Here is a 25509-nt window from a genome sequence, read left to right as displayed (position 1 = left end):
ACGACACATTGCCCGGATCATGATCGCCCCATGAAGCGCCTGTTTCATCTCTACGCCATCAATCGCGACGGGTTTCGCGTGACGCCGAAGGAAAGCGATCCCGACCTCACGCATGTCGCCCGGCTCGTCAGCGAGAGGAACCGGCACAGGCAGCCCGGCGAGCAGCGCTGGGTCGCCATGGAGGTTGACCGCGCGAGCGGCCGCACGCTGCGCGAACTCACGTTCGCCTAGTCCCGCTTCAGACGCGGATCACGAGTGAGCCGCGACTGGAACGGGCGCACTGGGGACCGGTAGCTGCGCGAGCGCCCGCTCCGCGACATGCTCGCCGATCGCAAGCGAGGCGGTTGCGGCGGGGCTGGGGGCATTCAGGATGTGGATGATGCCGGGGCGCTCGATGATGTGAAAGTCGTCGACCAGAGTGCCGTCGGGACGCATGGCCTGCGCGCGCACGCCCGCGCCTCCGGTTTCGAGATCGGACTCCTGGATGGCGGGGACCAGCTTCTGGAGGGACTGGCAGAAAAGCTTTTTGCTGAAGGATCGGCGAAGCTCGTCGAGAGCCATGCTCCTGTGCGCGTGGGTGAAGGCCCAGAGCCCCTTGAAGGCAAGGGCATCGATGAGGTCGCGAAGGTTGATCCTCCACCTCGAATAGCCTTCGCGGGCAAAGGCGAGAACTGCGTTTGGCCCCGCCTCCACGCCTCCGTGAATGAGGCGTGTGAAATGGACTCCGAGGAAGGGGAAGGTGGGGTCGGGCACCGGGTAGATGAGATGCTTGACGAGATACTCGGCCGATTTCCGCAGCTTGTAGTACTCACCGCGAAACGGGATGATGCGGACATCGCGGGATTCCCCCGAGGATTCGGCGACCCGGTCACTGTGAAGACCGGCGCAGTTGATGACAAGGTGGGCCCGAAATTCTCCGGCGGTTGTCATGACCATCCATGCCCTTCCGTCCTGCTGAATCCGGGTCACGCGCGTCCGTGATCGCAGGGTGCCGCCCGAGGCGGTGAACTCCCTTGTCATCGCGTCGCAGACCGCGGCGTAGTCAACGATGCCCTCCTGGGGAACGCGCACCGCGGCGAGACCGGCTGCGTGGGGCTCGATTTCGCGGAACGCCTCCGGCGCCAGCCATTCAAGTCCGCGGAGGCCGTTGGCTGCGCCCCGGTCGTGCAAGGAGCGCAGTCGGGGCACCTCCTCGGGTGTTGTGGCGACAACGAGTTTGCCGCATATCCGGTGGGCGATGGCGTGCCGCTCGCAGAAGCGCGTCATGCGGACGATGCCTTCCACGGCAAGTCTGGCCTTCAGGGAACCCGGACGGTAGTAGAGGCCCGCGTGAAGCACGCCGCTGTTGTGGGTGCTCTGGTGGAGGCCGGGTGACGCTTCCTTTTCAAGCAGGATGATCCGCGCTCCGGGCTGGCGGTTTTTCACAGCCAGTGCGGTCGCGAGGCCAACAATGCCTCCGCCGACAATGACGACGTTCATGCGGTGAACCTAGGCCACGTTGACCCTGCCGGCGAGCTGGATCACCCGCATGTCCGAGGGCGCGATTTCCATGGCGCACCCCAGTGCCTCCCGTGCGAGTTCCGTTGAGCCCGCGGCTTCGGCGAGTTCAAACAACAGGATCCACGAGTCGACCCTTGAGGGATCGAGTCGCAGGCTTGTCTCCAGCGCCTGGACGGCGGATTGCGGGCCGCCGGCGGCGCGGTAGGCTCGGGCGATGTCGTACCAGAGTCCCGCATTCGATTCATCGTGCTGGACTGCGGAGGAGAGATAGGCGGCCGCACGCGGATAGCGACCCGCGGCGAGAAGATCGAGGCCGTGACGGTGTCGGCTGGCGGAGTCCAGCGGCGGGGACTCACGCGCCAGGAGCGGGCTGGGGCTGGCGCGAAAGGATGCGGGGCCCAGTTCCGCCAACTCGTCAAACGCTGTTTCGATCAGGGCTCCGAACGCATCGCTCGCGGCCAGGGGATCGAGGAACTGCGGCGTGCGCTCCATCGATTGTGAAATCGAGGTTCTCAGCGTGAGACGCGCACCAGGATCGCGTGCGAGCCGGGTGGCGATTTCGATGTAGGATTTCTCGTCTGTGGCGATCAGCTCCTCGAGCCCGAGGCTCCTCAGCAGCGCGGCTCCCATGCGCGATCGGAACCAGCCGCCCTCCCAGGCGATGGTTGGAATGCCGAGCTCGAGCGGATCGATCAGCGAGTTGACGCCTCCAAACGGATAGGTGTCGAGATAGATGTCGCCCACGCTCAGGAGCGATTTCACATCCGAACGCGATGGGAAGCGCGCGGTTGACACCTTCAGGCGTGCCGGATCGACGCCGTGTGCGGCGAGGACGCGGTCGAATGCGGCGCAGAAGCGGTCGATCGGGTACGATGAGGCCCAGTTCGGATTGAAAGGGTGGACAAGCAGGTGAGATCCGGGAACTGCGGCGAGCAGCCGCGCCCAGGCTTCCTGCACCTCGGGGATGATCTTGAAATAGTTGGCAGCGGTGACAAAGAGCACCGCGTCGTCCGGCACGCCGAGAGCCTCGCGGGTCCATTGCGTTGTGGGCTCCTGGCGGTCGGCATCGTAGTTGAAGGCATGCGCGGCGCCCGGAAGCAGGCCGAGGCGCTCGCTGAAGTGCGCTTGTGCGTCAGCGGATTCCGTCAGCGACCCGGAAACATAGAGGTCGATGTGGGGCAGGCCCGAGGTGATGCAGGAGGAGTTGTTGACGACCTGAAGCGGGGCGCTGCGATAGAGGGCCAGGCGGGCGACCTCGTTGAACACGGCGGTCACGTTGGTGCCGAAGACGATCACATCGAGCCGGGCGTCGCGCAGGCTGGCCAGTTGTTCGGAGAAATCCTCGGGAAGCAGATGAAGCTCCCGGACGTGCTCCCTTGCATGGGCTTCCAGGGGAGATCCGGTCAGCTTGTGCGCAAAAAGGTGAACCTCGAAGCGCTCGGGATCGAGCTGCTCAAACGTCGGAAGCGTGGTGTAGGTTTCGGTCTGCGGCCCGAAGTGGCGGTTGACAAAACCGATCCTGAGCCTGCGCCCAAAGCGCAGTTCGGGGGCGGGATCATGCACGTCGCGATGCGCATTCATGGCCTTCGTCAGAAGCCGGCCGCGCAGTTCGGCGTGCATGCGCAGGCTGCCCTCGGCAAAATAGAGCGGAATGCAGGTGGCGGTGTTCAGGTAGGCGTCCAGCGCCGCCCGCACCGTCCTGGACCCCAGGTTTCGGTCGGTCCACGCAATGAGATCCTCCAGGCGGCGCAGCGTGTGCGCGGCATGTGTTTCAACATGACCGGGTGCGCAGAATCCCTGGACTGGCGCGAACAGCCAGGCGGTGTAGTCGCCCCAGAGCTCGTCCGGCACGCGGCTCAGCGTCGGTGCCTCGGGCCACTGCCATGCGGCGGTCAGAAGCATCGCCGCGAGCAGCCCCGGGCCGCCCGGGAACTCGGATGCGAATTTTCCCGCCAGCTCAAGATCGGGCGCGCTTGTAGGGGAATCCTGGATACCCGAATCCGACACCGCCCTGACCAGCGCGCGGATTTCGTCGGCTACCGGGCTCTTGATCTGCTTTTTTGGAAGATGGGCGATCGCGGTGGCGCAGTCCTGCCGCAACGCATGGAACGTGTCGGCCATCCGGGCGGACTGTGTGCCGGCTCCTGCGAGCAGATCCTTCAATCCGTTTCGAAGCGCTTCGCACAGGGACGACACCGCGGCGTCTGGCAGGGTCTGTTTGGCTGATGCAGGACTCGGAGAGGGGGAAATGTCAGTGGAGCCAGGAAGCATGATCGTCGTAAAGCATGTTGTAGGCCGATGCCAAAACTAGTGGTATAAAATGCGGTGCAACAGTAACTAACAATAACAATAGTTTGAATATAGTCGGAGCGATCAGGGGGTTTTCCTCATTGGGGCGCACAGGCGGCATAATTTGCCTCGAGCTGGTCTTTGGGAATGCGCCTGCTCATGCGGCTGCTTGTGTCATTGATGCGTGGCACTGGCGCAGGGCGTCTCCGAATCGTTTTGACTGCATTGCGTGGTCCATGAGCACGCTCCCGAGCATTTGATTGCGAAGGCGGTCCGCTTGTGCGGCGAGGGCCTGCCTGTCACGGGTGAGTTGCACGGCGAGTCCGGCATATTCGCTGACGGTGCGCGCCGTCCATTCGGAGTGGCCGATGGCGGCGAGCAGGGACGCGCCGACGCGGCTGGCGTGTCGGTTCCCGGCGAGCGTGATGACGGGCCGCCCCATCCACAGCGCTTCACACGTCGTAGTGGTGCCGTTGTAGGGGGCGGTATCGAGGGCGACGTCGATCCTGTTGTACAGCCCAAGATGCGCCTCGAGCCCGGCTGTTCGTCCGGCGAATGAGAGTCTGTCGCCGGAGATTCCGTGTTTCTCCATGAAAGAGTGCAGTCGCTGTTGAAATGCAGGATCGTCGATGCCGTGCCCCTTGAGGAAGATGCGGGACCTTGGAACAGCGGACAGAACCGCGGCCCAGAGCTCGAGCGTGTGCGGCGAGAACTTGGCGGCGTTGTTGAACGAACCGAAGGTGACTTCCGGCGAAGTCACGCACGGCGGAGGGGCCACGTCAGGTGCGGTGGCGGACGGCTGATAGCTCCAGGCGCAAGGTGAAAATCGCACGAGTCGTTCAGTGTGAAAGGCGTCGCTCGAGGGGGAAGGATCGGCGATATCATCCGTAAAACGGAAATCCATTGCCTGCAGGCCGGTCGTGTTGGGGTATCCCAGGTAACTTACCTGGACCGGGGCGAGCCGCTTGGACAGCATCGGCAGGCGGTTGAAGCCGGTGTGCCCGGCCAGGTCGACGAGAATGTCCGGGCCGTCCTTTCGTATTTGTTCCTCGGCCCAGCGATTGGGCTGTGAGGCGAAGTTTCGCCAGAGAGCCGCATGCTGCCGCAGCCGCGAGCTCACTGCATCCGCAACGGCGTGATCGTGGTAGAGAATCACGTCGAACTGCGAGGGATTCAGGTGCCGCAGAAGCGGCTCGATAAAATACGAGACCGAGTGGGCGCGCAGATCGGGTGAGAGAAAGGCGACACGGAGGCGCGCGCGCACGACGGTGGAGGTTTGCGTGTGAAGATGCACGGCGTGTTCCGTCTCCAGCAGTCTGCCGAAAGCCCGATGTTCCTCGAAGAGGCGCGCCGCATCCATGCCGTCGAGGTAGTTGAGGCAGAGCAGGCGTGCGCTGCGGGCTTCGAAATTCCCGGCATCGGCCTCGAGCGCTCGATCATAGGCTGCGATCGCCTCCTCAATGCGGTTGGTTCGTTGAAGGGCGAGCCCCCTGCCAAGCAGGGCCTGGGTGAAGCGTGGATTGATTGAAAGCGCCCTGTCGAGTGAAACCATGCCCGCCCCGGTGTCACCGGTCTGCACCTGGGCAAGTCCGAGATTGCACCAGGCCGGGGCGAAATTCGGATCCAGTTCGACTGCCTTCTGAAAATGGGGAATGGCGTGGGAGAGCCCCTGGGTGTCCGCGATGAGCGCTCCCAGCTGGTCGTGGGCCTCGGCAAGGGCCGGCTGGAGGGAAAGCGCGCGTTTGAATGCCTCGATGGCCTCCGGCGGACGCCCGAGTGCGCGCAGCACGAGCCCGAGTCCGTTCCAGGTTTCCGCAGCGGACGGCTGTCGGGCAAGGGATGCACGCAGGTGTCTCTCCGCCTGCTCCGGCTGCCCGTGGGAAAACAGGGCCATTCCCAGGCGCATGGCGCAGGGCGCGGAGCGCGGATCGAGCGTGAGTGCGCGGGAGAGAAGACTGACCGCATCCGTGTAGTTGCCGCGTTGATACGCGACCGTGCCGGCGAGATGCGCGGCGTCGAAGAGTCCTGGCACGGCCTTGAGCGCCTGGTCGTAGCAGGCGGCGGCCTGCTCCAGGCGACCCGCACGGTGGTGCGCGAGGCCGGTCTGCAGCACGTTCTGGATCTTCGCGGGAGTCATGTGGTGGCGGTCTGCCGCGCATGTTCAGGTGCGGAGGGTTCTGCCGCTCTGTTTTGTTCGTTCCAGCACGCCTGCAGCGCGGCGCCGAATCGAGCGGCCTGTCCGGCATGATCAAAGAGGATGCTCTTGCGAAGGCAGTCCCGCAGCTGCGCACTCGTCGTTTCCAATACAGGGCGGTCAGCCGCAAGCCGCGCGGCGATCTCCACGTACTCGGATTCTGAGCGGGCGATCCAGTCACGACGGTCAATGGCGCTCAGCAATGAGACGCCGACCCGGCTTGCATGGCGGTCACCGGCGAGGGTCACCACGGGCCGCTGCATCCACAGCGCCTCGCACGTCGTCGTGGTGCCATGATAGGGGAAGGTGTCGAGCGCGATGTCCATGCGGGCGTACATCTCGAGATGGTCCCTGATGGAACTGGCGGGGCTGAGCATTTCGATCCGGCTGGCATCGAGTCCGCAGCGGGCGAGTCGCCTCGGGAATGCGGAGTCCGTCGCCGTCGAGCTTTTCAGCACAAGTCGCGAGCCGGGCGCGGCGTCGAGGATCCTTTTCCAGAGTGCCAGGGTGCAGTCGGAGATCTTGGAGAAATTGTTGAAGGAGCCGAATGCGACTCCCCGTCCGTCGGAACAGGGCAGACGTGGCGCTTCAGGTGAATCCGCCGGCGGCTGGAAGGCCCAGGCGCAGGGACTGAATCGCACGAGCCGCTCCGTGTGATAGGCGTCCGATTCCGGACTGGGATCCGCAAGCGTGTCCGTGAACCTGCAGTCGATCGTCGAAAGTCCCGTGGTGTTGGGATAGCCGAGAAAGGTGACCTGCATGGGGGCGAGCCGGCGGGCGAAGAGCGGCAGGCGGTTGAGTCCGGTGTGTCCGGCGAGATCGATCACGATGTCCGGTGAGTCGTCGCGTATGAGACGCTCAACGGCGTCGTCAGGCATGCCGACGATGTGCCGCCAGATCGCGGCGTGCGCGCGCAGGCGATTGCTCATGCCATCCACGACGTAGTGATCGTGATAGAGGGCGGTTTCGAACCGTGTGCGGTCGAGATGCGCGAGCAGCGGCTCGAGGAAGCAGGCGACTGCGTGGGTGCGCAGGTCGGGGGAGACGAAGGCGATTCGCAGTCGGCGTTCGGAGCCAGGCCGGGCGTCATGAGACACTGTGTCGGTCAGGGCTGTGGCGCGCCTGACCGCAGCCTCAATCCGTTCGCCAAATTCGGCGTGTTCGGCGAAAACGGTTTCTCTCGGACGGAGCGGGAGATAATTGAGCGCGAAGAGGCGGGAGCTGCGAGATTCGTGGTGATCCGGATTGAGCAGGAGCTGGCGGTCGTAGGCCGCAATGGCTTCCTCAATGCGGTGAAGCTGCTGGAGGGCCTGGCCGCGTCCGAAGTGAGCGAGGGCATGTCCGGGATCGATGGCGAGCGCGCGATCGTGGCACGCAAGCGCCTCGCTGCTGCGGCCGAGCAGCGAGTGTGTGTGCCCCAGATTGTACCAACCGGACGCATACCGCGGTTGAATTTCAACCGAGTGGTGATGCGCGGCGAAGGCGTCGTTGATCAGACCGGCCGATTTCAAGGCCATGCCAAGGTTGTCCCACGCCTCGAAAAACTGCGGGTGCCTCTCAGTGATCAGGCGAAGTTGTTTCACCGCCTCGCTCGCGTGTCCGGATGCGAGCCAGGCTAGGCCGAGGCGCATGCCGCAGACGGCGGAACGGGGATCGATGTTGAGCGCCTGCTTGAAGAGCGGGATGGATTCGAGCGGATTCCCCAGCTGGAGCGCAGCCGTTCCCCCGAGGTGGCAGGCGTCGAAATGCCTCGGATCGATCCGCCGCAGCCGGGCGTAGAGGTCCGCTGCCTCCCGCAGGCGCCCCGCACGATGGTGTGACAAGGCAGCTTGGAGCTGAACGTGTGTTTTGTTGTGAGCCATGAGGCCGGGCTGTTGACATCCTTCGGCAAGTGCCTGCGGCGCTTGAGTAGTTTCCCCTGTCGCGCGGCAAAAAACCCCTAAACTTCCCGCGTGCGCCGCCGATTCCCTGTGCACGGCATACACCGCCCATTTCCGCCAAGCCCGCGCAACGACGCCAACATGTCCACCACCGTCTCGCAAGGTCCAACCCTGATGTCCACGCAGACCTACAGTGACTCTGAAATCATGAAGCGGGTCGATGCGTGTCCCAAGCTGGCGTCGCTGCAAAGCATCAACCGGGCGCTCGCGGGGCTGGTGAATTCGGAACAGAGTTTCAATTCCCAGATTGCCGAGATCATACGCCGGGATCCGTCGCTGACGGCGCGTCTCCTGAGGATGGTCAACAGCGTCTACTTTGGACTGACGGCGAAGGTGAACAACATAGAGGAGGCGGTGTTCTATCTCGGGCTGCGGCAGATTCGTGAGTTGTCGATGGCCACTCCCGTGATCGAGGAGCTTGAAAAAATCTCGCGCTCCCCGCTTCGGCTGCCCTGGCGCGAACTGTGGAAGCACTCGATTGGAGCGGCGATAATGACGCGCGAGATTCTTGCCACAACCACGCTGCTCATCGACGACGACACCGACTACATCATCGGACTGCTTCACAATGTCGGCAAGGTGGTCCTGGCCACGGCCTTTCCCACCGAGTTCGGACAAATCGTCGAGCAGACCTATGCGTCTCCAGAGGATGTCTGTGCGGCCGAGCGCTCGTTGATCGGATGGGATCATGCGCGCATTGGCGGCTACTATCTCCAGCGTCACCAGCTTTCGGCGGAGATCACGGATGCGGTCCTTTACCACAATGCTCCGGAATCCGCGCCCGATCATGGATTCTACGCGGCCGCCGTGCAGGTGGCCGATCATCTGGTTCGTTATGCGGGCATTCCTGGAGGATTCGAAAAGGTCGCTTCGATTCCCGATGAAGCCTGGCTCAAGCTGTCAGGCTGGACCATCCTCTACGGCGACGGGGAGAAGGAGACCAGAATTGCACGGGCTGCGCTTTCAAACAGCGTGCAGCGCCTGCCGACCGTTCTGAGCGGTCTCGTCTGACCGGCGAGGTCACGGCGCCTCGTCATGATTCCAACCGCGCCAGTCACCCGAACCGACTCGCTGGTCGCCCCGTGGGAGCTCAGCGTTGAGCTGGCCCTGGTGCGAGGACCGGACGGGCGGGTTGTCGCTGTCAACCAGGCTTTCGCCAGGAAATTTGGCGTGCCGGTGCAGAACTGGTGCGGTTCCGATCCAAGCGTGCTGATACACTCTGATGACCTCAAGAGCTGGAAGCACTGCACCCAGCGGCTTGCCCACGCGCCGTTCAGATGTTCCCATGAGGACCGGTGGCTGACCGCCCAGGGCTGGCGCTGGATTGCATGGGAGGAGAATGCCGTTCGCGATGAGGAGGGACTGATTGTCGCCTTCCGCGCCATAGGACGGGACGTCACCAAGCGCAGGCTTTCCGAGGAGCACTTCCACAAGCTGGCCAACGCGGTTGAGCAGTCGCCCCTGGCGGTGGTCATCACGACACCGGAGGGGCTGGTGCAGTACGTGAACCCGCGCTACACGCAGATCACCGGCTACACGCTCGAGGAGATTTTCGAAAAGGACATCCAGGTCCTGCGCACGGGATTCAGCAATGATTCGGACTACGAGCGGTTCTTTGCGACGGTCAGCGCGGGCAGGGAGTGGCGCGGCGAGCTTTGCACCCCGTGCAAGAACGACAGGAAGGTGTGGGAGTTCGTGCAGGTGTCACCCATCCGCAACCACTCTGACGAAATCACCCACCTGCTGTGCCTTCGCGAGGACATCACGGAACGCAAGAAGCTCGAGGACCAGCTTCGCCAGGCCCAGAAGATGGAGAGCCTGGGCACGCTTGCGGGGGGGATCGCGCATGATTTCAACAACATGCTGGCGATCATCAGCGGATTCACGGAGATCGCGATGGCAAGGTCGGCCGGCAACGAGGACCAGCAGCGCTTCCTGAAGGAGATCTACAATGCGTCGCAGCGCGCGGTCGGACTTGTGCGGCAGATTCTCACGTTCAGCCGGAAGGCGGAGGTGAGCTATCGTCCTGTCTCGGTGAACCGTCTGATCCGCGACCTCGGCGGCATGTTTGCCGAAACGTTTCCGCGCACGATTGCGTTCGAACTTCAACTCGCCGACGGGCTGCCTCTGATAGCAGCAGACCAGAACCAACTGCAGCAGGTCGTGATGAACCTGTGCGTCAATGCGCGCGACGCCATGCCCGACGGGGGAAGGATCACGGTTTCCACCTGCAAGGTGTCCGGGCTGTCAATCAGCCGTCTGAACGCCGACGCCCGCCACGAGTATGTTTGCATCAGGGTGACCGACACGGGGTGCGGCATACCGCAGCAGGTGCGGGAGCGGATCTTCGAGCCATTCTTCACAACGAAGCAGGAGGCTGGCGGCACCGGACTCGGGCTGTCGGTGGTTTATGGCGTGATCTCGAATCACAAGGGGTTCATCGACCTTGAAAGCACGCCCGGTCAGGGAAGCACGTTTCTGGTGTACCTGCCGATTGAACTCGCGGACAGCCAGGGGTTGATCGATGAGAACGGCGCCGCGACTGAGATTCCGGTCGGCACCGAGACCGTGCTTGTTGTGGAGGATGAAAGCAGCCTGCGCACATTGCTGCGCGTTGTGCTGGAGATGCGCGGCTACAAGGTGCGCACCGTTTCAGACGGAGGTGAAGCGCTGGAATTTCTGCTTGGAAATCCGGGAACCATAGACGCGGTGCTTCTCGATTTGAATCTTCCGAAGGTTTCGGGCGTCGAGGTCTTCACGACGATCAGGCGGATCCGCCCCAAGGCGAAGGTGATTGTGGTCAGCGGCAACATTGCGCCCGAGGTGAAGGCCGGTCTGGAAAAACAGGGCCAGCGCCTGTTCATCTCAAAACCCTATCGCCTGCATGAACTGGGTCGGCTGCTGCGGGAGTCGCTCGATGAACCGCGTGCCTGAATGCACGCCAAGATGGGTGCTCTCCGCCGGCCGCTGAAACGATGTGTGTCGCTCGAAATGTAGTTGGCCTGCGAAAGGATTTGATCGGAGCAGGCCGTTTGGACAACTGCTTAACTGGGCCCGGAGTGGGTCGATGTAATCCGGGCGATGATCCGTGGAGATTCCATGCCTGTTGTGAAGCGATTGAGCAAACCCGGCGACAAAGGTGAGGGGCGTGGCGATCCTGTCGAATGGGAGGAAAGTTTGTGAAGGCACTCTATCAGCGATTGAGGGATCATCTGCTGTCGGAATCATCAATCCTGCCGGCCGGTGAGATTAGTTCGCCAACGGGGGAGGTTCTTTCGGACGAGCAGATCCTTGCTCCAGTTCATCGTCGTGGTGACAGGTGGGCCGGCCTTCTCCTGATCGTCCATTGCGGGCTTGCGATGCTGCTTGCGCCGGTCAGGGACACGTGGGTGGCGACTCTGGGAATTGCCTCCGTCACTGCGGTATTGTTCCGGGTGATGACGAAAGTGCATCCCGGTGCATTTGTCACGCGCGCATGCGCGGGTGTTCTGCTTCAAGTCCTGCTTGGGTTTCACATCTACCAGGTCGGAGGACTGGCTCCACTTCATTTTCTGTTTTTCACCAGCTCAACAGTGTTGATCGTTTATGCTGACTGGCGCTGCCTCTGGCCCGTTGCACTCTGCGTATTGATCCAGCATGGGGTGTTGTTCATCGATCAGTACAAGGGGCTGGCCCGCTACTTTTTTGAGATTCCGGAGCCGAGTGCCGGCAGGCTGATCACGCATGGGTCGATCATGCTTGTGCATGTGTTGATTGTTGGAATGGGGGCATGGCTGATCCGCCGCCACATCGTGTCGGAGCGCCGAAATCGCCAGCGGCTGGTCGAGCAGCAGGGCGAGCTCACGGAGCAGCTGACGCGGGCGCGTCACTCCGAAACCCTGCTTCAGCAGAGCGGCCAGGTGCTGCTTGAAACCCAGGGAAAGATGGCGCGTGAGATCCGGGAGCGGCGGCGCACGGAGGAGACGCTGCTCCAGGCCAAGGGCGAGCTCGAGGCGACCAATCGCCAGCTTCAGGATTCGATAGCCCGGGCGAATGAGCTCGCGCTGTCCGCGGAGGTGGCGAATCAGGCCAAGAGCGCGTTTCTGGCGGTGATGAGCCATGAAATCCGCACGCCGCTGAACGGAGTCATCGGCATGACCGAACTGATGCTCGACGGCGAGCTCTCGGACCAGCATCGCGACAGTCTGGAGACGATTCGGTCCTCCGGCACGGGGCTTCTCGTCATTCTCAACGACGTGCTCGACTTCTCGAAGATCGAGTCGGGCCGGCTGGACCTTGAAAAGCTTCCGTTCGATCTGCCGCGCGCGATCGACGATGTTGTGACGCTGTTCTCCGGAAAGGCCGCGGCCAAAGGGCTTGATTTGAAGATCAGCATCGACCCGGGCGTTCCCCGCCGCATTCGCGGCGATGTCACCCGCGTGCGGCAGATCATCTCGAATCTTCTCAGCAATGCGGTGAAGTTCACCGAACACGGCGGAGTGGTTGTCGAGGTTTCCCGCCAACCCCCGGGCTTTGCCGGCGATGTCACGCAGGCAAAGCTCCAGTTCTCGGTTCGCGACACCGGACCCGGCCTCACTTCTGAAGCGCAGGCCCTGCTGTTCCAGCCGTTCACACAGGCTGACGCATCGACTTCGCGCAAATTTGGAGGAACCGGTCTTGGACTCGCGATCTGCCGGAGGCTGGCCCAGCTGATGGGAGGTGACGCCTGGGTGACGAGCACGCTTGGGCGCGGGTCAACCTTCTCATTCTGCATTCTGGCGGAGATCGTAGACGCTCCTGTTGCGACGGCGGCCCCTGCTCCCGTTGCGCCGCAGCCGGTGGTCCCGATCGTGCCGATCGGCGGCGATGGGCTGCGCATACTGCTCGTTGAGGACAATCTTGTGAACCAGAAGGTTGCGCTGACCATGCTCAAGCGACTGGGGCACGGGGCCGATGTCGCCAATCACGGTGGCGAGGGACTCTCGGCCGTGCGTGAGCGCGACTATGACATCGTGCTTATGGACTGGCACATGCCTGAGATGAACGGACTGGAGGCGACGCTGGCCATTCGTCGTGAATTGCCGCCTGGGCGCCAGCCATGGATTATCGGTCTGACTGCGAATGCGATGACGGGCGACAGGGAGAAATGCATCCAGGCGGGGATGGACGATTACATCACCAAGCCACTGCGCAAGGAAGAGCTTGGCAATGCGCTGGCACGGGCGGGATCCCACCGCGAATCCACGCCTCCGGCGATTCCGGTGGAGGTGTAGATGCCGGCTGGTGACTCGACCGTTGGGCGAACTCCGGATATGACAAGGCGTGTCATCTCCAGCGAAGTTTCAAAACACCTGGAGGGGCACGCTTTGTCGTGCCCTGGGGGCAGCCACAGGAGCGGGCTGACCTACTTGCGGCCGCTGGACTGGCGCGCCGCCTCTTCGGCGGCCTTTCGCTGGGCCTCCTCGTAGGCCTTTCGCTGTTGGATTCCGATTTCGAGAAGGTCGCTGACCAGCATGCGTGCTTCGCGTTCCGCCTCCTGGGGAGTTGAAGGAGGTGGGAGCGGGACGAGTGGGGCGACGGCGACGGTGGCGACCACGGGGCCCGAGCTGGCGGCAACCGCCGGCTTCTTCAGCAACAAGGTTTTTGTCTGACTGGCGATGCGAACGACGACGCTCTCGATCTTCGCGTCATAACTGAGTGCGTCCAGGCCGTCCGCTGACTGGCCGATGGTGACCCACGTGCTTCGTTTCGCGCCAACGTCCGTGATGTTCACCATGACACTTTTCCCCGCGATGATCACGCCGGTGAACTCGTATGCGGAAGCTTCGGCGGTTGCGGCTGCCGGAGCCGTTGCGGGCGGAAGAAAGGGAGACTGCTTGCGCGGCGGCGCATCACTGCCGGCGCACGAAACCGCAATCAACAGGGCGGTGGCGATCGCGCCGGACACACGCATGATCGGAGAATGCGAGATCATGCGGAGATGTGTCAGTGCGGCACCAGGGGTGGCGGCTTGATCTGCCCCGCCTGGGCCTGCTTGAGCAGGTTCTGCGCGTTGTCCGGCTGCTCAGCGTCGAAGAATCCGGTGAGCTGGCGAAGACGCGTCGGGTGACGCATCTTGCGCAGAGCCTTGGCCTCGATCTGGCGGATGCGTTCGCGGGTGACCTTGAACTGCTTGCCCACCTCCTCAAGGGTGCGGCTGTAGCCGTCGACGAGACCGAAGCGGAGCGATAGCACGCGGCGCTCGCGCTCGGTGAGCGAATCGAGAACATCGATGATCTTTTCGCGGAGAAGCGAAAAGGCTGTCATGTCGTAGGGATTCTCGGCGCTCTTGTCCTCGATGAAGTCACCGAAGCTGGTGTCATCGCCGTCGCCGACGGGCGACTGAAGCGAGATGGGCTGCTGCGCCATCTTCATGATCTGCTGCACGCGCTCCACGGGCAGGTTCATCTCGTCGGCGACCTCTTCGGGGGTGGGCTCGTGGCCGTATTCCTGTAGGAGCTGCTTCTGCACCTGCATCACCTTGTTCAGTGTCTCGATCATGTGGACCGGGATGCGGATGGTGCGCGCCTGGTCGGCGATCGAGCGGGTGATGGCCTGGCGGATCCACCAGGTTGCGTAGGTGGAGAACTTGTAGCCGCGCCGGTACTCGAATTTTTCCACCGCCTTCATGAGCCCCATGTTTCCCTCCTGGATCAGGTCGAGGAAGGACAGGCCGCGGTTGGTGTATTTCTTCGCGATGGAGATGACCAGGCGCAGGTTGGCCTCGACCATTTCCGTCTTGGCCTGGTGCGCCTCGCGGATGTGGACGTTTGTCTTGGCGACGATGTCGAGCATGGCTTGCGGTGCGATGCGGTGCTCATGTTCGAGCGCCTTGAATCGCGCGGCGATGACCTTGGTGTCGATGGCGGCGTCCCTGCGGGTCTTGGGATGCCTGGCACGCTCCAGAAGCGAGTTCAGGTCCTGGATTTCAGTCAGCACCGGCCGGATTTCGGCGAGGTACTCCTCGTACACCTTGAGCTTGAAATAGAATTTCGAAAAGTTTGAACGAAGCGTCGATTCGCGCTTCCTGTGTTTTGAGAGGATCTTCTTTCGTTCCGCCTCGTTGCGGGCCGCCAGATATTCCGCCCACGATTCAGAAACGGATTCCTCGTTCTTCTGCGTGATCTCGACCAGCTTGGGCAGCGCCTTGAAGTACGCGTCGCGACTCTCGATTTTCTTGTCGATGACTATGCGGTCGAAGCGCTCCTCGCGGCTGAGCAGTTTGGAGCCGAGTGCGATGATGTACCGTGCGACGTTTGCGGCATCGAACAGCGCTTCCTGCGCCTTCAGTTCGGCGTTTTCGATTCGTTTGGAAATATCGACCTCCTGCTCGCGGGTCAGCAGCGGGACCTGGCCCATCTGCTTGAGGTACATTCGCACCGGATCGTCCAGAATGTCATTCTGGGAAGTGCGGGTTTCCTCCTCCTCCGCCTCCTCCTGCCGCTGCTTGAAGGACTCCACTTCCTCCGACTCGATGATCTCGATGTCGAGGTTCTGAAGAATGGACAGGACATTGTCGATCTCGTCCTGATTTTCGATGGAGTCGGGAAGCGCCTCGTTTATGTCGTCAAACGTCAGGTATCCCTGCTCCTTCGACTGGCGGATGAGCTGACGTATCTTCTCGTTGATGCTTCCGCCACCGGGCACATCGGGAATGCTGACTCCGTCGGAGGCGGGCGCGTGTGCGCCCTTCTTGTTGAGGACTGACTCGACTGCCTCGGATTGGTCGTCAATGGATGCTGAACTGGCTTTACTGCTGCGCGGCATGGAAAATGGAAAAAGACAAAGTCAGCGACAATCAAAGCGGCACCAGAGTGATGGGCTGGCGCAGCTGTCGCAGAAGTTCGGAACGGAGTTTTAAGAGTGAAATTGCGTCCACGCTACTCTCCGCATGGTGGGTTGCTAAATCAAGGTCGATTTTCCTGAGGCGAGGCTCAAGTGAACGGGCACGCAACCGATGGATGCCCTCCTGCAATGCTTTTACGGGATCGTCCAGCGCTGGTGCATCAAACAACATTGAAGCGATGAGTGCCTTTTCCTCGGGTGTTTCGAGGAGGATGTCGAGGTGTTCGCGTCCTGGCCAGTTGTCGTGTTCGAATTCCGCAAGAAAACGATTCAGCAGCGCTCCGCAGGGGTGGGAGAGGTCGATCCAATCGTGGGGGAAAGCATGAGCGAGGGACTTCCCCATTTGCTCCCAATGAAGGCAAACCAACAGCAAATGCTGTTCTGGAGCAATATCACGATTGCAGGCACTGTCTGGCGAAGACGGTGCCGCACTTGGCGCGGCGGTCGTGTCCTCGCGTCGAAAAGACCGTTGCTGCCTGGCAAGACTGGCTTGGAAGTCTTTTTGCAGGGCGGCGACCGGGAGCTTCAGGCAGGCCGCGGCCTCGGCGAGGAACTGGGACCGGGCAACCTCGGAATCGGCGGCGGCAATGATTGATTGAACCTGGGCTGCCGCCCGGGTCTTTTCTTCGGAGGAGGCGCGATCCGGTTGCGGAAGAATGGAGGCGCAGGCGTAGGCCATTGCCGAGAGCGAGGTTTTCTCCAATTCTGCGTAGGCGGCCAGGCCGCGCTCCAGGAGCAGGATGTCGGGATCGATCTTCGAGGTCGCTTGAGCGCCAAGAAAACGAACCTCCAAACCTGTCTTGAGTGCGAGCGGCAGAAATCGAAGTGATGCCTTTTGCCCGGCATCGTCGGAATCGAAGAAGCACTCGACGCGATGCTGGTAGCGTCGCAGCAGCAGCAGTTGGGACTCCGTGATGGCCGTGCCCTGCGGGGCGACAGCCGTCTTGAGTCCGACGCTCCAGCATCGGAGCGCGTCGAGTTGTCCCTCGACCAGGACAAAGGGGCGGTTTTCCTTGCTCGCGGGATCGCGCGCGCGGTCGAGATTGAAGAGCAGATTTCCCTTGGTGAAAATGGGCGTTTCCGGCGAATTGACGTACTTGGCTTCGAAAGCGGGGTCGTCCTTGGGAGTGAGCTCCGTCTGGCGGCCGGTGAATGCGACGACGCGCCCTTGGTGATCCCGGATGGGAATCATCAGGCGTCCGCGAAAACGGGGGCGCAGGCTGACCATCGTCATCACGGTGGGGCTGCGGACAAAAAACAGGCCGCACTGCCGGATGGCCTCCTCGGAAAACCGACGTTTGAGAACCGCGGAGCCGAGTCCGCCTTCGTCAGTCTCTGAAAGGCCGATTTTGAATTCGTCCGCCAGTTCAGGAAGGAAACGCCGCTTGTCCGTCCAATAGGAGCGGATGAATTCCCCTTCGTGATCCTTCCCTTTGAATTTCTGAAAGTAGTGGTCGGCGGCAAATTCGTGCAGGTCGAACAGCTCCTGTCTAAGCGTGCGTTCCTCCTTCGTCGGCCCCGTGCCTTCCTCGTATTCAATAACGACACCGAAACGTTTGCCGAGCGCCTCAATAGCCTCGGTGAAGGTCAGTTGCTCCGTGTCCCGCACAAACGTGATGACGTCGCCCGCCTTCCCGCAGCCAAAGCATTTGAAGAAGCCCTTGTCTGCATCCACATTGAACGAGGGTGTCTTTTCGGAGTGGAACGGACACAAACCCTTGAATCGAGCGCCAGCCTTTCGCAGAGTGATCACACGGGAAACGACATCGACTATGTTCACCCGCAACTTGATGTCGCGCAGGCAGGTGGGTTTGATGACGGACATGGCGAAAACGCGGATGCGGAGGCGGTTTGACGAAAGAATTCTCTCTGCCGACTTGCTCCGATGCGGAGAGAATGGACTTTCTGCCGGAGGTGGGCTCTGTCAAGTTTGCCCGTTTCACTCTACAAAGATCTCACGAAACTTTGCCGGCCGCCCGGCGACAGATAGACCATGCGATTCCTTTTTCGAAGCATTCTTGTTTCCGCCCTTGGTGCGCTCGCCCTGCCAAACCTGATGGTCGTTGTCGCCAAGGGACAGAATGCCAATGCATTGCCTTCGATGCCACTGCCGCCGCCGGCACCCTTGCTGCCCGTGTGGGAAACTTCGCTCCAGAATTTTGATCAGGCGATCTATGACAGGGAAGTGGAGAGGCTCTTTGTTCAGTTTGAGGCCGCGACCGGCAAGAGGATACAGCCGACTGTCAAGAAGAAGGTCGGACTTAAGATTTATGCCGATTCCGGGCAGGGGCTTTCGACACCCCATGCGCTGGTTCATGCGGTGATCCATGCGCTTGAACGGCGTGGGTTCGAGGATTCGGGCATATTCCTGGTGGGGCTGAACCAACTCCGCCTGCGTCTCACGGGTTTTCTTCCCTCGCTGGTGACCGGCGAGAGTGCGTACAAGGGGCATCCCGTTTATGTGCTCGAATCCGGCCGCTTCTTTGACCCGGTGTGGTTTTACGACAGCCCGCTCCCCAATCGTTTCGACCCGGTGCTTGCGGAGAAGCAGGTGGAGGGGGTCGATGCGAACACGAGCACGGAGCAGGATCGCAAGAGTTTTCTGGCAACCCCGCTTTTTCTCGATGCGGATTTCTGGATCAATCTGCCGGTCTTCACCGATCACCCGATTCTTGGGGTGAATGGAGCACTGGTGAATGCCACGCTGTGGAATGCCTCCAATACGGCGCGTTTCTTCCGCTCGCCGGCGAATGCGCCCGCGGCGGTGGCTGAAATGAGCGCCATTCCGGAACTGCGCGCCACATGGGCCTTCACCATCGCGAGTCTAGAGCGCTATCAGTTCATTGGCGGCCCCTACTTCAACTCCCTGTATACGGTTTCAGAGCCGAAGCTGTGGATGAGCGCCGATCCCGTGGCACTCGATTCACTGGCGCTTGAAAAGATCAACTACTGGAGAAAACGATCGGGATTTCAGCCCATCTCCGAGGAGATTCGCACGCTCGAGTTTGCGGAAATCCTGGGCGTGGGCACTTCGCGATCACTGCCGACGCGCTTGTTCAAGTTGAACGAATAGCGGATCGGTCCGCAGCCATGCCGCAACGCACAGCTGGAGGCTGCCGGAAGCAATTTCGCGAGAATCCGGAGGGAAATCCCTTGCCCATCGAAGACAACAGGCAACAAATTGGAGTCGCATGACATCCGCTGTCGTCGATACGTCCGCAGACTACCTGCCGATTCTTGTGCAGGTGCTGCTTGCTGCCGGCCTGGCCGGCGCCATTGTCGGTATCAGTCAGCTCCTTGGCCAGCGTTCCGCGAAGAATGCGATCAAGGACTCCGCCTACGAATGCGGAGTGAAGCCGGAAGGCATCACGCATGCGCGTTTCGCGGTGAAATTCTATGTGACCGCGATGCTTTTCATCATCTTCGATATTGAGGTGGTTTTCCTGATACCCTGGACGTTCATCTATCGGGAGTTCCTAGCCAGTCATATCTCGATTCTCGGCCCAATCTCCTTCTTCCTGTTCGTTCTAGTCCTGGGACTTTACTACGAGGTGAAGAAAGGGGCATTGGAATGGGAACGGTGAACGAGGCTGGACCGGCGGCGCCCGGGGATGCGTCGCGGATGCTGGAATGGCATCGGGGTCACCAGCCTTTCCAGGGAGTCGATTGATTTCGAATCGCTGACCACAGCCATTTCAACATGCGTCTCGACAAGATCATAGCCAGAAGCCGTCTCGTTGAGCTGAAGAGCTCGGATTTGAAGGGGGCGCTTCAGGAGCTCTTGGATGTCTCGGTGGCGAAATTTCCCGACCTGAAACCCGAGGTCCTGCTTCGCAGCCTCTTGCAGCGGGAGGGCACAATGACGACCTATCTGGGCAATGGCGTCTCCCTGCCGCACGCGCGGGTCAAGATGTCGCGTCCATACGTCCTCGCTGTTGGGCGCAGCAAGGCGGGAATCCGGCATGATGGAGGAGCAAGCGATGAGCGCATACATTTCATCCTGATGTTGATTGCCGGGGAAAGGGCGCGCAGCTACCTGCCGGTCCTGGCGTCGCTCGCCCGCCTTTTCAAGGAGCCCGAGTTCATTGACAGTCTGCTCATCGCACCGGATCTTGACGATCTCTACACAAAGCTGATCGCCGGGCTGGGAGGCATTGCGGGGCGGCCGATTCAGGCGCAGCAAAACCGCGTGAACCGCCTGATGCTTCGGGAGGCGGAGCGTGTGGCCAGGGGCGCCGGCTGCGGGGCGCTGATGGTTTTTGGGGACACCTTTGTGGGTGGAATCGAGGCTGGCATGATACAGCCGAAGCTGAAAACGATCCTTGTCACGCGAAACCCGATTGAGGCTGGGGAGGACCATTCGGCGTTTGCTGACACCATCCAGGTCCGGTCCTTTTCCAAGGCGCGCCTGGCGCAGTTGCGCAGTGCGATGCTTGTCGGGCTGACCCACGGCATCATATCCTTCAACGATCGTGTGTGCTGCATCGCCGGCATCACGGGCAGCAACCAGTTCGACACGCTGGTGGTGGTGGATGTCGAGCGTGAGTTCCAGACGCTGCTGACGGGCCATGCGGAGCTTCTCCCGCCGGATGTCCGACCCGAGGTTCTCGAGAGGGTCATCGCGGTTGCCACGGAGCTTGCGGTTGAGGGAAGGGAGGGGCGGCCGGTGGGATGCCTGTTCGTCGTTGGCGACACCGCGAAGGTCGAGAAGCTGATCAAGCCGCTCGTCTTGAATCCATTTTTCGGATACAAGGAGGAGGACCGGAACATCCTGAATCCGTTCATGGATGAAACGATCAAGGAGTATTCCCTCCTTGATGGCGCCTTCATCATCCGCGGGGATGGCGTCGTGCTTTCCGCGGGCAGTCTGCTTCAGGCAACCGATTCCGATCATGCGCTTCCGAGCGGCCTCGGCAGCCGCCACGCGGCCGCCGCCGCGATCAGCGTGGCTACCGAATGCATCTCAATCGTGGTTTCGTCCAGCACCGGGCAGGTGAACCTTTTCCGGCGCGGCGTCATGCTGCCGCTGACCGAGCGGAAAATGTCCCCGGCGTAGCGGCGGGGCCAACTTTGGAGGTGCGCGCTCCGTCGTGCCCTGGAGACTGGCGAGGCGAAATTTCACCGGATGTTTAAACGCGAAGGCGCGAGGGCGCGAAGGAGAGAGAAGAGGAGAAGAGGGGAGAACGGGAGGGGAGGAATGCGTTGGTGAGCGTATTGACCGGCGTTGTGGGGCAACGCGCGTCGCCAGGGCATGACAAAGCATGCCCCTGCCAACGGAGGGGGATGCAAGCAATGATGGAGGGGTCTTTTCAGTGGCATTTTGGGATTGCGCCCGGCATTGGCGGCGGTTGAGCTAACCCTTCAATCGCCATATAACATGCAAGAAGTTGTCACACTGGAGTGCACTGAAGCCCGCAAGGAGGGAAAGCCCGTTTCCCGTTACCTCACCCGACGCAACAAGAAGACGGTGACCGAGCGCATCGAGAAGAAGAAGTACAACCCCTTCCTCAAGCGCCACACGCTTCACAAGGAAATCAAATAAGCGGCAAACAATTCGCCGCACGGCCGCGCCGGCCAAAATGCAAGAACCGAGCAGTCGCTCGGTTTTTTTACGCCCGCAGCCCGGTGATGCGTCAGCGGGGACTCCGAATGGCGGGAGCGGAGTAGCGGATTGCGAGGCGGCACTCCAGCGGCTGATGGGTCAGGCAGCGGATGATCCAAACTGCGTCAGTGAGTTCCTCCGGATGCGCATGATTGCCTCCCAATCGGACAGCCTGGCATCATTCACGGAGCAAACTGTCAGCGTGTGCCCGCCGAGGCGCTTGACTGCTGCGGGCTCTGGGCTCGGCGGTGCGCGCGCCAGTTTTCGCGATGTTTGCGAATCCAGTCCAAGAGGGCGCGCTCGAAACCGATGTCGTAGCCGAGGCGCTCCGACTCCAGCCATTTGTGCTTCAGTATCTCCTCCCTTTCGGCAAGAAACTCCTGATAGAGCGACGAGTTCTTCACGAAGTCGCGAGATCCGGTGTGTTCTGACGAGTAGGAGGAGGACGTCATGGCTACCACGGCTGGATCAATTTTTCGGTGAAAGACACCAGCGCAATAATCTGGCGGAATTACTCGGCGCAGGGCGTTTGAATGTGTCCCGTCGAGTTGAAACGATCACGAACGTCATAGATCCTTCAGCAACCGTAAAAATAGGGTCACTTTTCCTCCTGTCAACCTTAGTGCATGTTTTTGCGCATATGCCGAAAGGTTTCAATTTGCGATACACCAGCGGTCAGCCCTGCTTCCCGGCCAGTTGATGAAGAAGTGTTTCCGCGATGGAGCGGAAAATGATGCTCGCGGGATGGTCTGGTTCGCTCACAACAAGCGGGCGACCTTCATCGCTGGCGCTGCGGATGTCCGGGTGCAGGGGAACCTGCCCGAGCAGCACGGTTTCCAGGTTCTCCGCGGTGCGTGCGCCGCCGCCCTCTCCAAACAGCATTTGCTTCTTCCCAGCGGAATCGATGAACCAGCTCATGTTTTCCGCCACACCGAGCAGGGGGACATTCACCTTCTTGAACATCAACGCGCCCTTGCGCGCGACATTGGTTGCGGCGGGCTGCGGCGTTGTCACGATCACGGCTCCATCGAGCTGGATTGTTTGCACGAGGGAAAGCTGCGCGTCCCCGGTGCCCGGGGGCAGATCCACAAGCAGGATCTCGAGATCGCCCCATTTCACATTCTGGACGAACTGCTGGATTGTTTTCATGATCATCGGGCCGCGCCAGACGACCGGGGTGTTGTCATCCACGAGGAAGCCCATGCTCATGACCTTCACGCCGTGAGCCTCCAGCGGAATGAGCATTTCCCCCTCAAGCTCAGGCCGGCCGTGTGCGCCGATCATCAGGGGTACGCTTGGGCCATAGATGTCGGAGTCCAGAAGCCCAACCTGTCCAGGCTTTCCCTGGGCGCTGAGGACCTGGGCGAGTGCACAGGCGAGATTGACGGAGAAGGTGCTCTTGCCGACGCCACCCTTGCCGGAGGCAATCGCCACGGAATATCGGCTGGTCTTCCGGGTCGAGGCTCCAACACCCGCGGATGCGCCGCCGGATGGCGGGCGCACGGGTTTCACCGCGACATCGATGATGATGTCCTTTGCACCGGGGATGACACGCAGGCACTTCTCGACTTCACCCTTCAGTTGCAGGGGAATCTTCGGGTCGCTTGTGGTTAGCTCCAGCGCCACCTTGACCGTGCCGTCGATCCAAGCGGCGGATCGGACCAGGCCGAACGAAACGATATCCCGGCTGAAACCAGGATACTTTACTTGCTTCAGGTGTTCTTTGATCGCGTCGGATGTCACAGCAAATGCGAGGTTTTCTGGAACGGAAAGGTTTTGACGTTGTTTTGAGAGCGGAGGCTGTAAATAGAAATGCCGTTCCTGCACTGTTCTTCCTCGTTTTTTCCATCCATGCAAATCTTCCAACGGTTTTTCCTGATCTGTGTCATGCTGTCGCCCGCGTCGGGCGGCGCTCTCGCGCAGGGAGTCACCAAACTCGGCGAAATCGTCATCTCCGCAGACGTGAAAACGATTGCGATTCATGTCACAGGGGCGAACCCGGAGGTCGAACGCCTGGCTCACACCGCGTTCGGCGCCCATGGCCGTTTTCGGCTCGTAGGCAGCGGCGGGATGTTCTCGATCAATTTTTCCCCCGTCGGAGCGAACCAGGTGAAGGTGGACATTGCGCGCGGCACCGCGCCAGTGGCTTCGCAGGTTTTTTCGGGAACGAGTGCGCGCAACGCCTTGTTTCGTGCGGCGGATTTTGCGGTTGAGAAGACCAGTGGCCTCAAGGGATTCTTTGCTAGCCGGCTGGCCTTCATCGTGGAGAGCGGCAAGGCCATGGAAGTGGCGACGGGCGATCTTTTTTTCGGAGAGGTTAGACAAATCACCCGCGACAATTCGCAGGCGATGACGCCGCGTTGGTCGCCGGATGGACGAAAGCTCCTGTACACAAGCTATTTCAGGACGGGATTTCCTGACGTTTTCCTTCTCGATCTCGGTTCGCTGCAGCGATCGACATTTGTGAGCTTCAAGGGCACGAACATGAGCGCGCGGTACAGCCCGAACGGCCAGCAGGTGGCCATGGTGCTGAGTGGCGAGGGCAACCCCGAGGTTTATGTCAGCAATGCGCAGGGCCGTCAGATTTCGCGGCGTACGCGCACGGCCTCGGGCGAGGCGGGTCCGTGCTTCTCCCCGGATGGACTTCAGATCGTCTATGTGTCGGACCAATTGGGTGGTCCTCAATTGTTCGTGATGCCTGCGGCTGGCGGGCCCTCACGCAGGCTGTCGACGAACATCAGCCGCTACTGCGCGGAGCCCGACTGGAGTCGCGGCAATCCCAACATGATCGCCTTCACGATTCGCGAGGGAAACAGCCTGAAGATTGCGGTGCACGATCTCAGCGGACGCACACCGACGCGCGTGGTGTCCAAGGGGCCGGGTGACTGCGTGGAGCCAAGCTGGCTGGCGGATGGCCGCCATCTCGTCTATACGCAGCGGGTTTCAGGCGGTCCGCGTCTTGCGATTTTGGATACGGAGACCGGCAAGTCCACGTTCATCAGTGGCGCCGGGAGCCGCGTGCTGCAGGCCAGTGTCTGGGGACCCTGAGCCGCGCTTCGTCGCAAGCCTGTCTGCGCCTCAATTGTGAACGACGCCGGCCTCCTCATAGAGGCCGAGTGAGCGCAGGCGCATGTAGCGTGCGTCAAGGAGACTGTCGAGCGAGAGCTGACTCAGCTCGTCGAGATGACGCTGAATGGCCTCGCCGAGCCCTCTTGCCGTCTGCTCCAGATTGTTGTGCGCGCCGCCGAAGGGTTCCGGGAGTATTTCGTCGACAACGCCAAACTTCTCAAGATCGGCGGCCGTCAGCTTCATCGCCTTGGCAGCCTTTTCAGCGGACGAGGCGTCCTTCCAGAGGATGGCCGCGCACCCTTCGGGTGAGATGACCGAGTAATAGCTGTTTTCGAAAATGAGCACGCGATCTGTCACGCCGATGCCGAGCGCACCACCGGAGCCGCCTTCACCCACAACGATGGCGATCGTGGGAACCTTGAGGAGGGCCATTTCACGCAGGTTGACTGCAATCGCTTCCGACACGTGCCGCTCTTCTGAACTGAGGCCCGGATAGGCGCCAGGGGTGTCGATGAAAGAGAGAACGGGCAGACCGAATTTCTCCGCCATTTTCATGAGTCGCAGAGCCTTTCGATAGCCCTCGGGCTGGGGCATGCCGAAATTGCGACTGACCTTTTCCTTGGTGTCCCTGCCCTTGTGCTGCGCGATGATCATCACTGCGCTGCCTTTGAAGAAGGCAGTGCCGCCGACGAGGGCGCGATCATCGTTGAACTGCCGGTCGCCGTGGAATTCCTGAAACCCCTCGCTGATGGCGGCGACGTAATCCAGCGCGTAGGGACGTTTGGGATGGCGCGCGATCTGCACGCGCTGCCAGGCCGTGAGGCTCGAATAGATTTCCCGCTGGGTTGCCGCTATCTTGCGTTCAATGGCCGCAATTTCAGAGGCGACATCAAGATTGTTCTCCAATGACTGCTGTCGGAGCTGGTCGAGCTGCGCGCTCAATTCACGCAGAGGCTTTTCAAACTCAAGCGTATAGACGGGCTTCTCCATTGCGTTAGGCTAGCCTTGCGGTGAAATCGCTGTCAACGAGTGGGCGAGCGCGTCATCCGGCC

At 61.3% G+C, this 25509-nt stretch carries 19 protein-coding genes; 9 read left to right on the top strand and 10 right to left on the bottom strand.

The genetic code is table 11. The features are described 5' to 3' along the window. Positions 1-30: 30 nt before the first annotated feature. Complete coding sequence (locus HS122_03155; GenBank protein ID MBE7537397.1) at positions 31-231, top strand: hypothetical protein; 201 nt, start codon at positions 31-33, stop codon at positions 229-231. Positions 232-249: 18 nt separating this feature from the next. On the opposite strand, the gene lhgO is transcribed toward HS122_03155, so the two are convergent. The 4 genes from lhgO to HS122_03135 all read right to left on the bottom strand — a co-directional run bounded on the left by lhgO (position 250) and on the right by HS122_03135 (position 7845). Further along, positions 250-1479 (bottom strand): L-2-hydroxyglutarate oxidase, encoded by a 1230-nt coding sequence (gene lhgO / locus HS122_03150; protein ID MBE7537396.1) that lies wholly within the window; start codon positions 1477-1479, stop codon positions 250-252. A gap of 9 nt (positions 1480-1488) precedes the next feature. Then, on the bottom strand, positions 1489-3771 hold the full coding sequence (locus HS122_03145) for a tetratricopeptide repeat protein (GenBank protein MBE7537395.1): 2283 nt from the start codon (positions 3769-3771) through the stop codon (positions 1489-1491). A 175-nt stretch (positions 3772-3946) separates the two neighbouring features. Then, positions 3947-5926, bottom strand: a complete 1980-nt coding sequence (locus tag HS122_03140; GenBank protein ID MBE7537394.1) for a tetratricopeptide repeat protein — start codon at positions 5924-5926, stop codon at positions 3947-3949. After that, the gene (locus HS122_03135) at positions 5923-7845 is read right to left on the bottom strand and encodes a tetratricopeptide repeat protein (GenBank protein ID MBE7537393.1); all 1923 of its coding nucleotides are present in this window, start codon (positions 7843-7845) and stop codon (positions 5923-5925) included. Before HS122_03135 ends, HS122_03140 begins: the two co-directional genes overlap by 4 nt. Before the next feature lie 159 nt (positions 7846-8004). Between HS122_03135 and HS122_03130 the strand changes: the two genes are divergently transcribed. The 3 genes from HS122_03130 (at position 8005) to HS122_03120 (ending at position 13175) form a co-directional block, all read left to right on the top strand. After that, positions 8005-8934, top strand: a complete 930-nt coding sequence (locus HS122_03130) for an HDOD domain-containing protein (GenBank protein MBE7537392.1) — start codon at positions 8005-8007, stop codon at positions 8932-8934. A 24-nt stretch (positions 8935-8958) separates the two neighbouring features. After that, positions 8959-10857 carry a PAS domain S-box protein gene (locus HS122_03125; protein MBE7537391.1) on the top strand — a complete coding sequence of 633 codons (1899 nt, stop codon included), beginning with the start codon at positions 8959-8961 and terminating at the stop codon, positions 10855-10857. Positions 10858-11087: 230 nt separating this feature from the next. Continuing rightward, entirely contained in the window at positions 11088-13175 is a 2088-nt protein-coding gene (locus HS122_03120; protein ID MBE7537390.1) for a response regulator, read from the top strand. 131 nt (positions 13176-13306) lie between these two features. Here the strand turns inward: HS122_03120 and HS122_03115 are convergent, their stop codons facing one another. From HS122_03115 to dnaG, 3 genes are read right to left on the bottom strand one after another with little or no spacing between them, the layout of a single operon-like run. Continuing rightward, positions 13307-13876 carry a hypothetical protein gene (locus HS122_03115; GenBank protein MBE7537389.1) on the bottom strand — a complete coding sequence of 190 codons (570 nt, stop codon included), beginning with the start codon at positions 13874-13876 and terminating at the stop codon, positions 13307-13309. Between the two features lie 11 nt (positions 13877-13887). After that, positions 13888-15708 (bottom strand): RNA polymerase sigma factor RpoD, encoded by a 1821-nt coding sequence (gene rpoD, locus HS122_03110; protein MBE7537388.1) that lies wholly within the window; start codon positions 15706-15708, stop codon positions 13888-13890. A 31-nt stretch (positions 15709-15739) separates the two neighbouring features. Next, positions 15740-17611 (bottom strand): DNA primase, encoded by a 1872-nt coding sequence (gene dnaG, locus HS122_03105; protein ID MBE7537387.1) that lies wholly within the window; start codon positions 17609-17611, stop codon positions 15740-15742. A gap of 168 nt (positions 17612-17779) precedes the next feature. Between dnaG and HS122_03100 the strand changes: the two genes are divergently transcribed. The 4 genes from HS122_03100 (at position 17780) to rpmG (ending at position 21328) form a co-directional block, all read left to right on the top strand. Continuing rightward, the gene (locus tag HS122_03100) at positions 17780-18859 is read left to right on the top strand and encodes a DUF362 domain-containing protein (GenBank protein MBE7537386.1); all 1080 of its coding nucleotides are present in this window, start codon (positions 17780-17782) and stop codon (positions 18857-18859) included. Positions 18860-18977: 118 nt separating this feature from the next. After that, positions 18978-19370 carry an NADH-quinone oxidoreductase subunit A gene (ndhC, locus tag HS122_03095; GenBank protein MBE7537385.1) on the top strand — a complete coding sequence of 131 codons (393 nt, stop codon included), beginning with the start codon at positions 18978-18980 and terminating at the stop codon, positions 19368-19370. Between the two features lie 116 nt (positions 19371-19486). Next, positions 19487-20842 (top strand): DNA integrity scanning protein DisA nucleotide-binding domain protein, encoded by a 1356-nt coding sequence (locus tag HS122_03090; GenBank protein ID MBE7537384.1) that lies wholly within the window; start codon positions 19487-19489, stop codon positions 20840-20842. A gap of 321 nt (positions 20843-21163) precedes the next feature. Then, the gene (rpmG, locus tag HS122_03085) at positions 21164-21328 is read left to right on the top strand and encodes a 50S ribosomal protein L33 (GenBank protein MBE7537383.1); all 165 of its coding nucleotides are present in this window, start codon (positions 21164-21166) and stop codon (positions 21326-21328) included. Positions 21329-21585: 257 nt separating this feature from the next. On the opposite strand, the gene HS122_03080 is transcribed toward rpmG, so the two are convergent. Next, the gene (locus HS122_03080; GenBank protein MBE7537382.1) at positions 21586-21840 is read right to left on the bottom strand and encodes a hypothetical protein; all 255 of its coding nucleotides are present in this window, start codon (positions 21838-21840) and stop codon (positions 21586-21588) included. Positions 21841-22063: 223 nt separating this feature from the next. Further along, on the bottom strand, positions 22064-23131 hold the full coding sequence (locus tag HS122_03075; protein ID MBE7537381.1) for an Mrp/NBP35 family ATP-binding protein: 1068 nt from the start codon (positions 23129-23131) through the stop codon (positions 22064-22066). Between the two features lie 108 nt (positions 23132-23239). On the opposite strand from HS122_03075, the gene HS122_03070 reads away from it, so the two are divergent. After that, positions 23240-24436 (top strand): PD40 domain-containing protein, encoded by a 1197-nt coding sequence (locus HS122_03070; protein MBE7537380.1) that lies wholly within the window; start codon positions 23240-23242, stop codon positions 24434-24436. Between the two features lie 30 nt (positions 24437-24466). On the opposite strand, the gene HS122_03065 is transcribed toward HS122_03070, so the two are convergent. Beyond that, a complete protein-coding gene (locus HS122_03065) occupies positions 24467-25447 on the bottom strand; it encodes an acetyl-CoA carboxylase carboxyltransferase subunit alpha (protein MBE7537379.1) in 981 nt (326 codons plus the stop codon). Positions 25448-25509: the final 62 nt, after the last annotated feature.

The sequence above is a fragment of the Opitutaceae bacterium genome (assembly GCA_015075305.1).
In the GTDB taxonomy this organism is placed as follows: Bacteria; Verrucomicrobiota; Verrucomicrobiia; order Opitutales; family Opitutaceae; genus UBA6669.
This window is presented reverse-complemented; position numbering and strand designations above follow the sequence as displayed.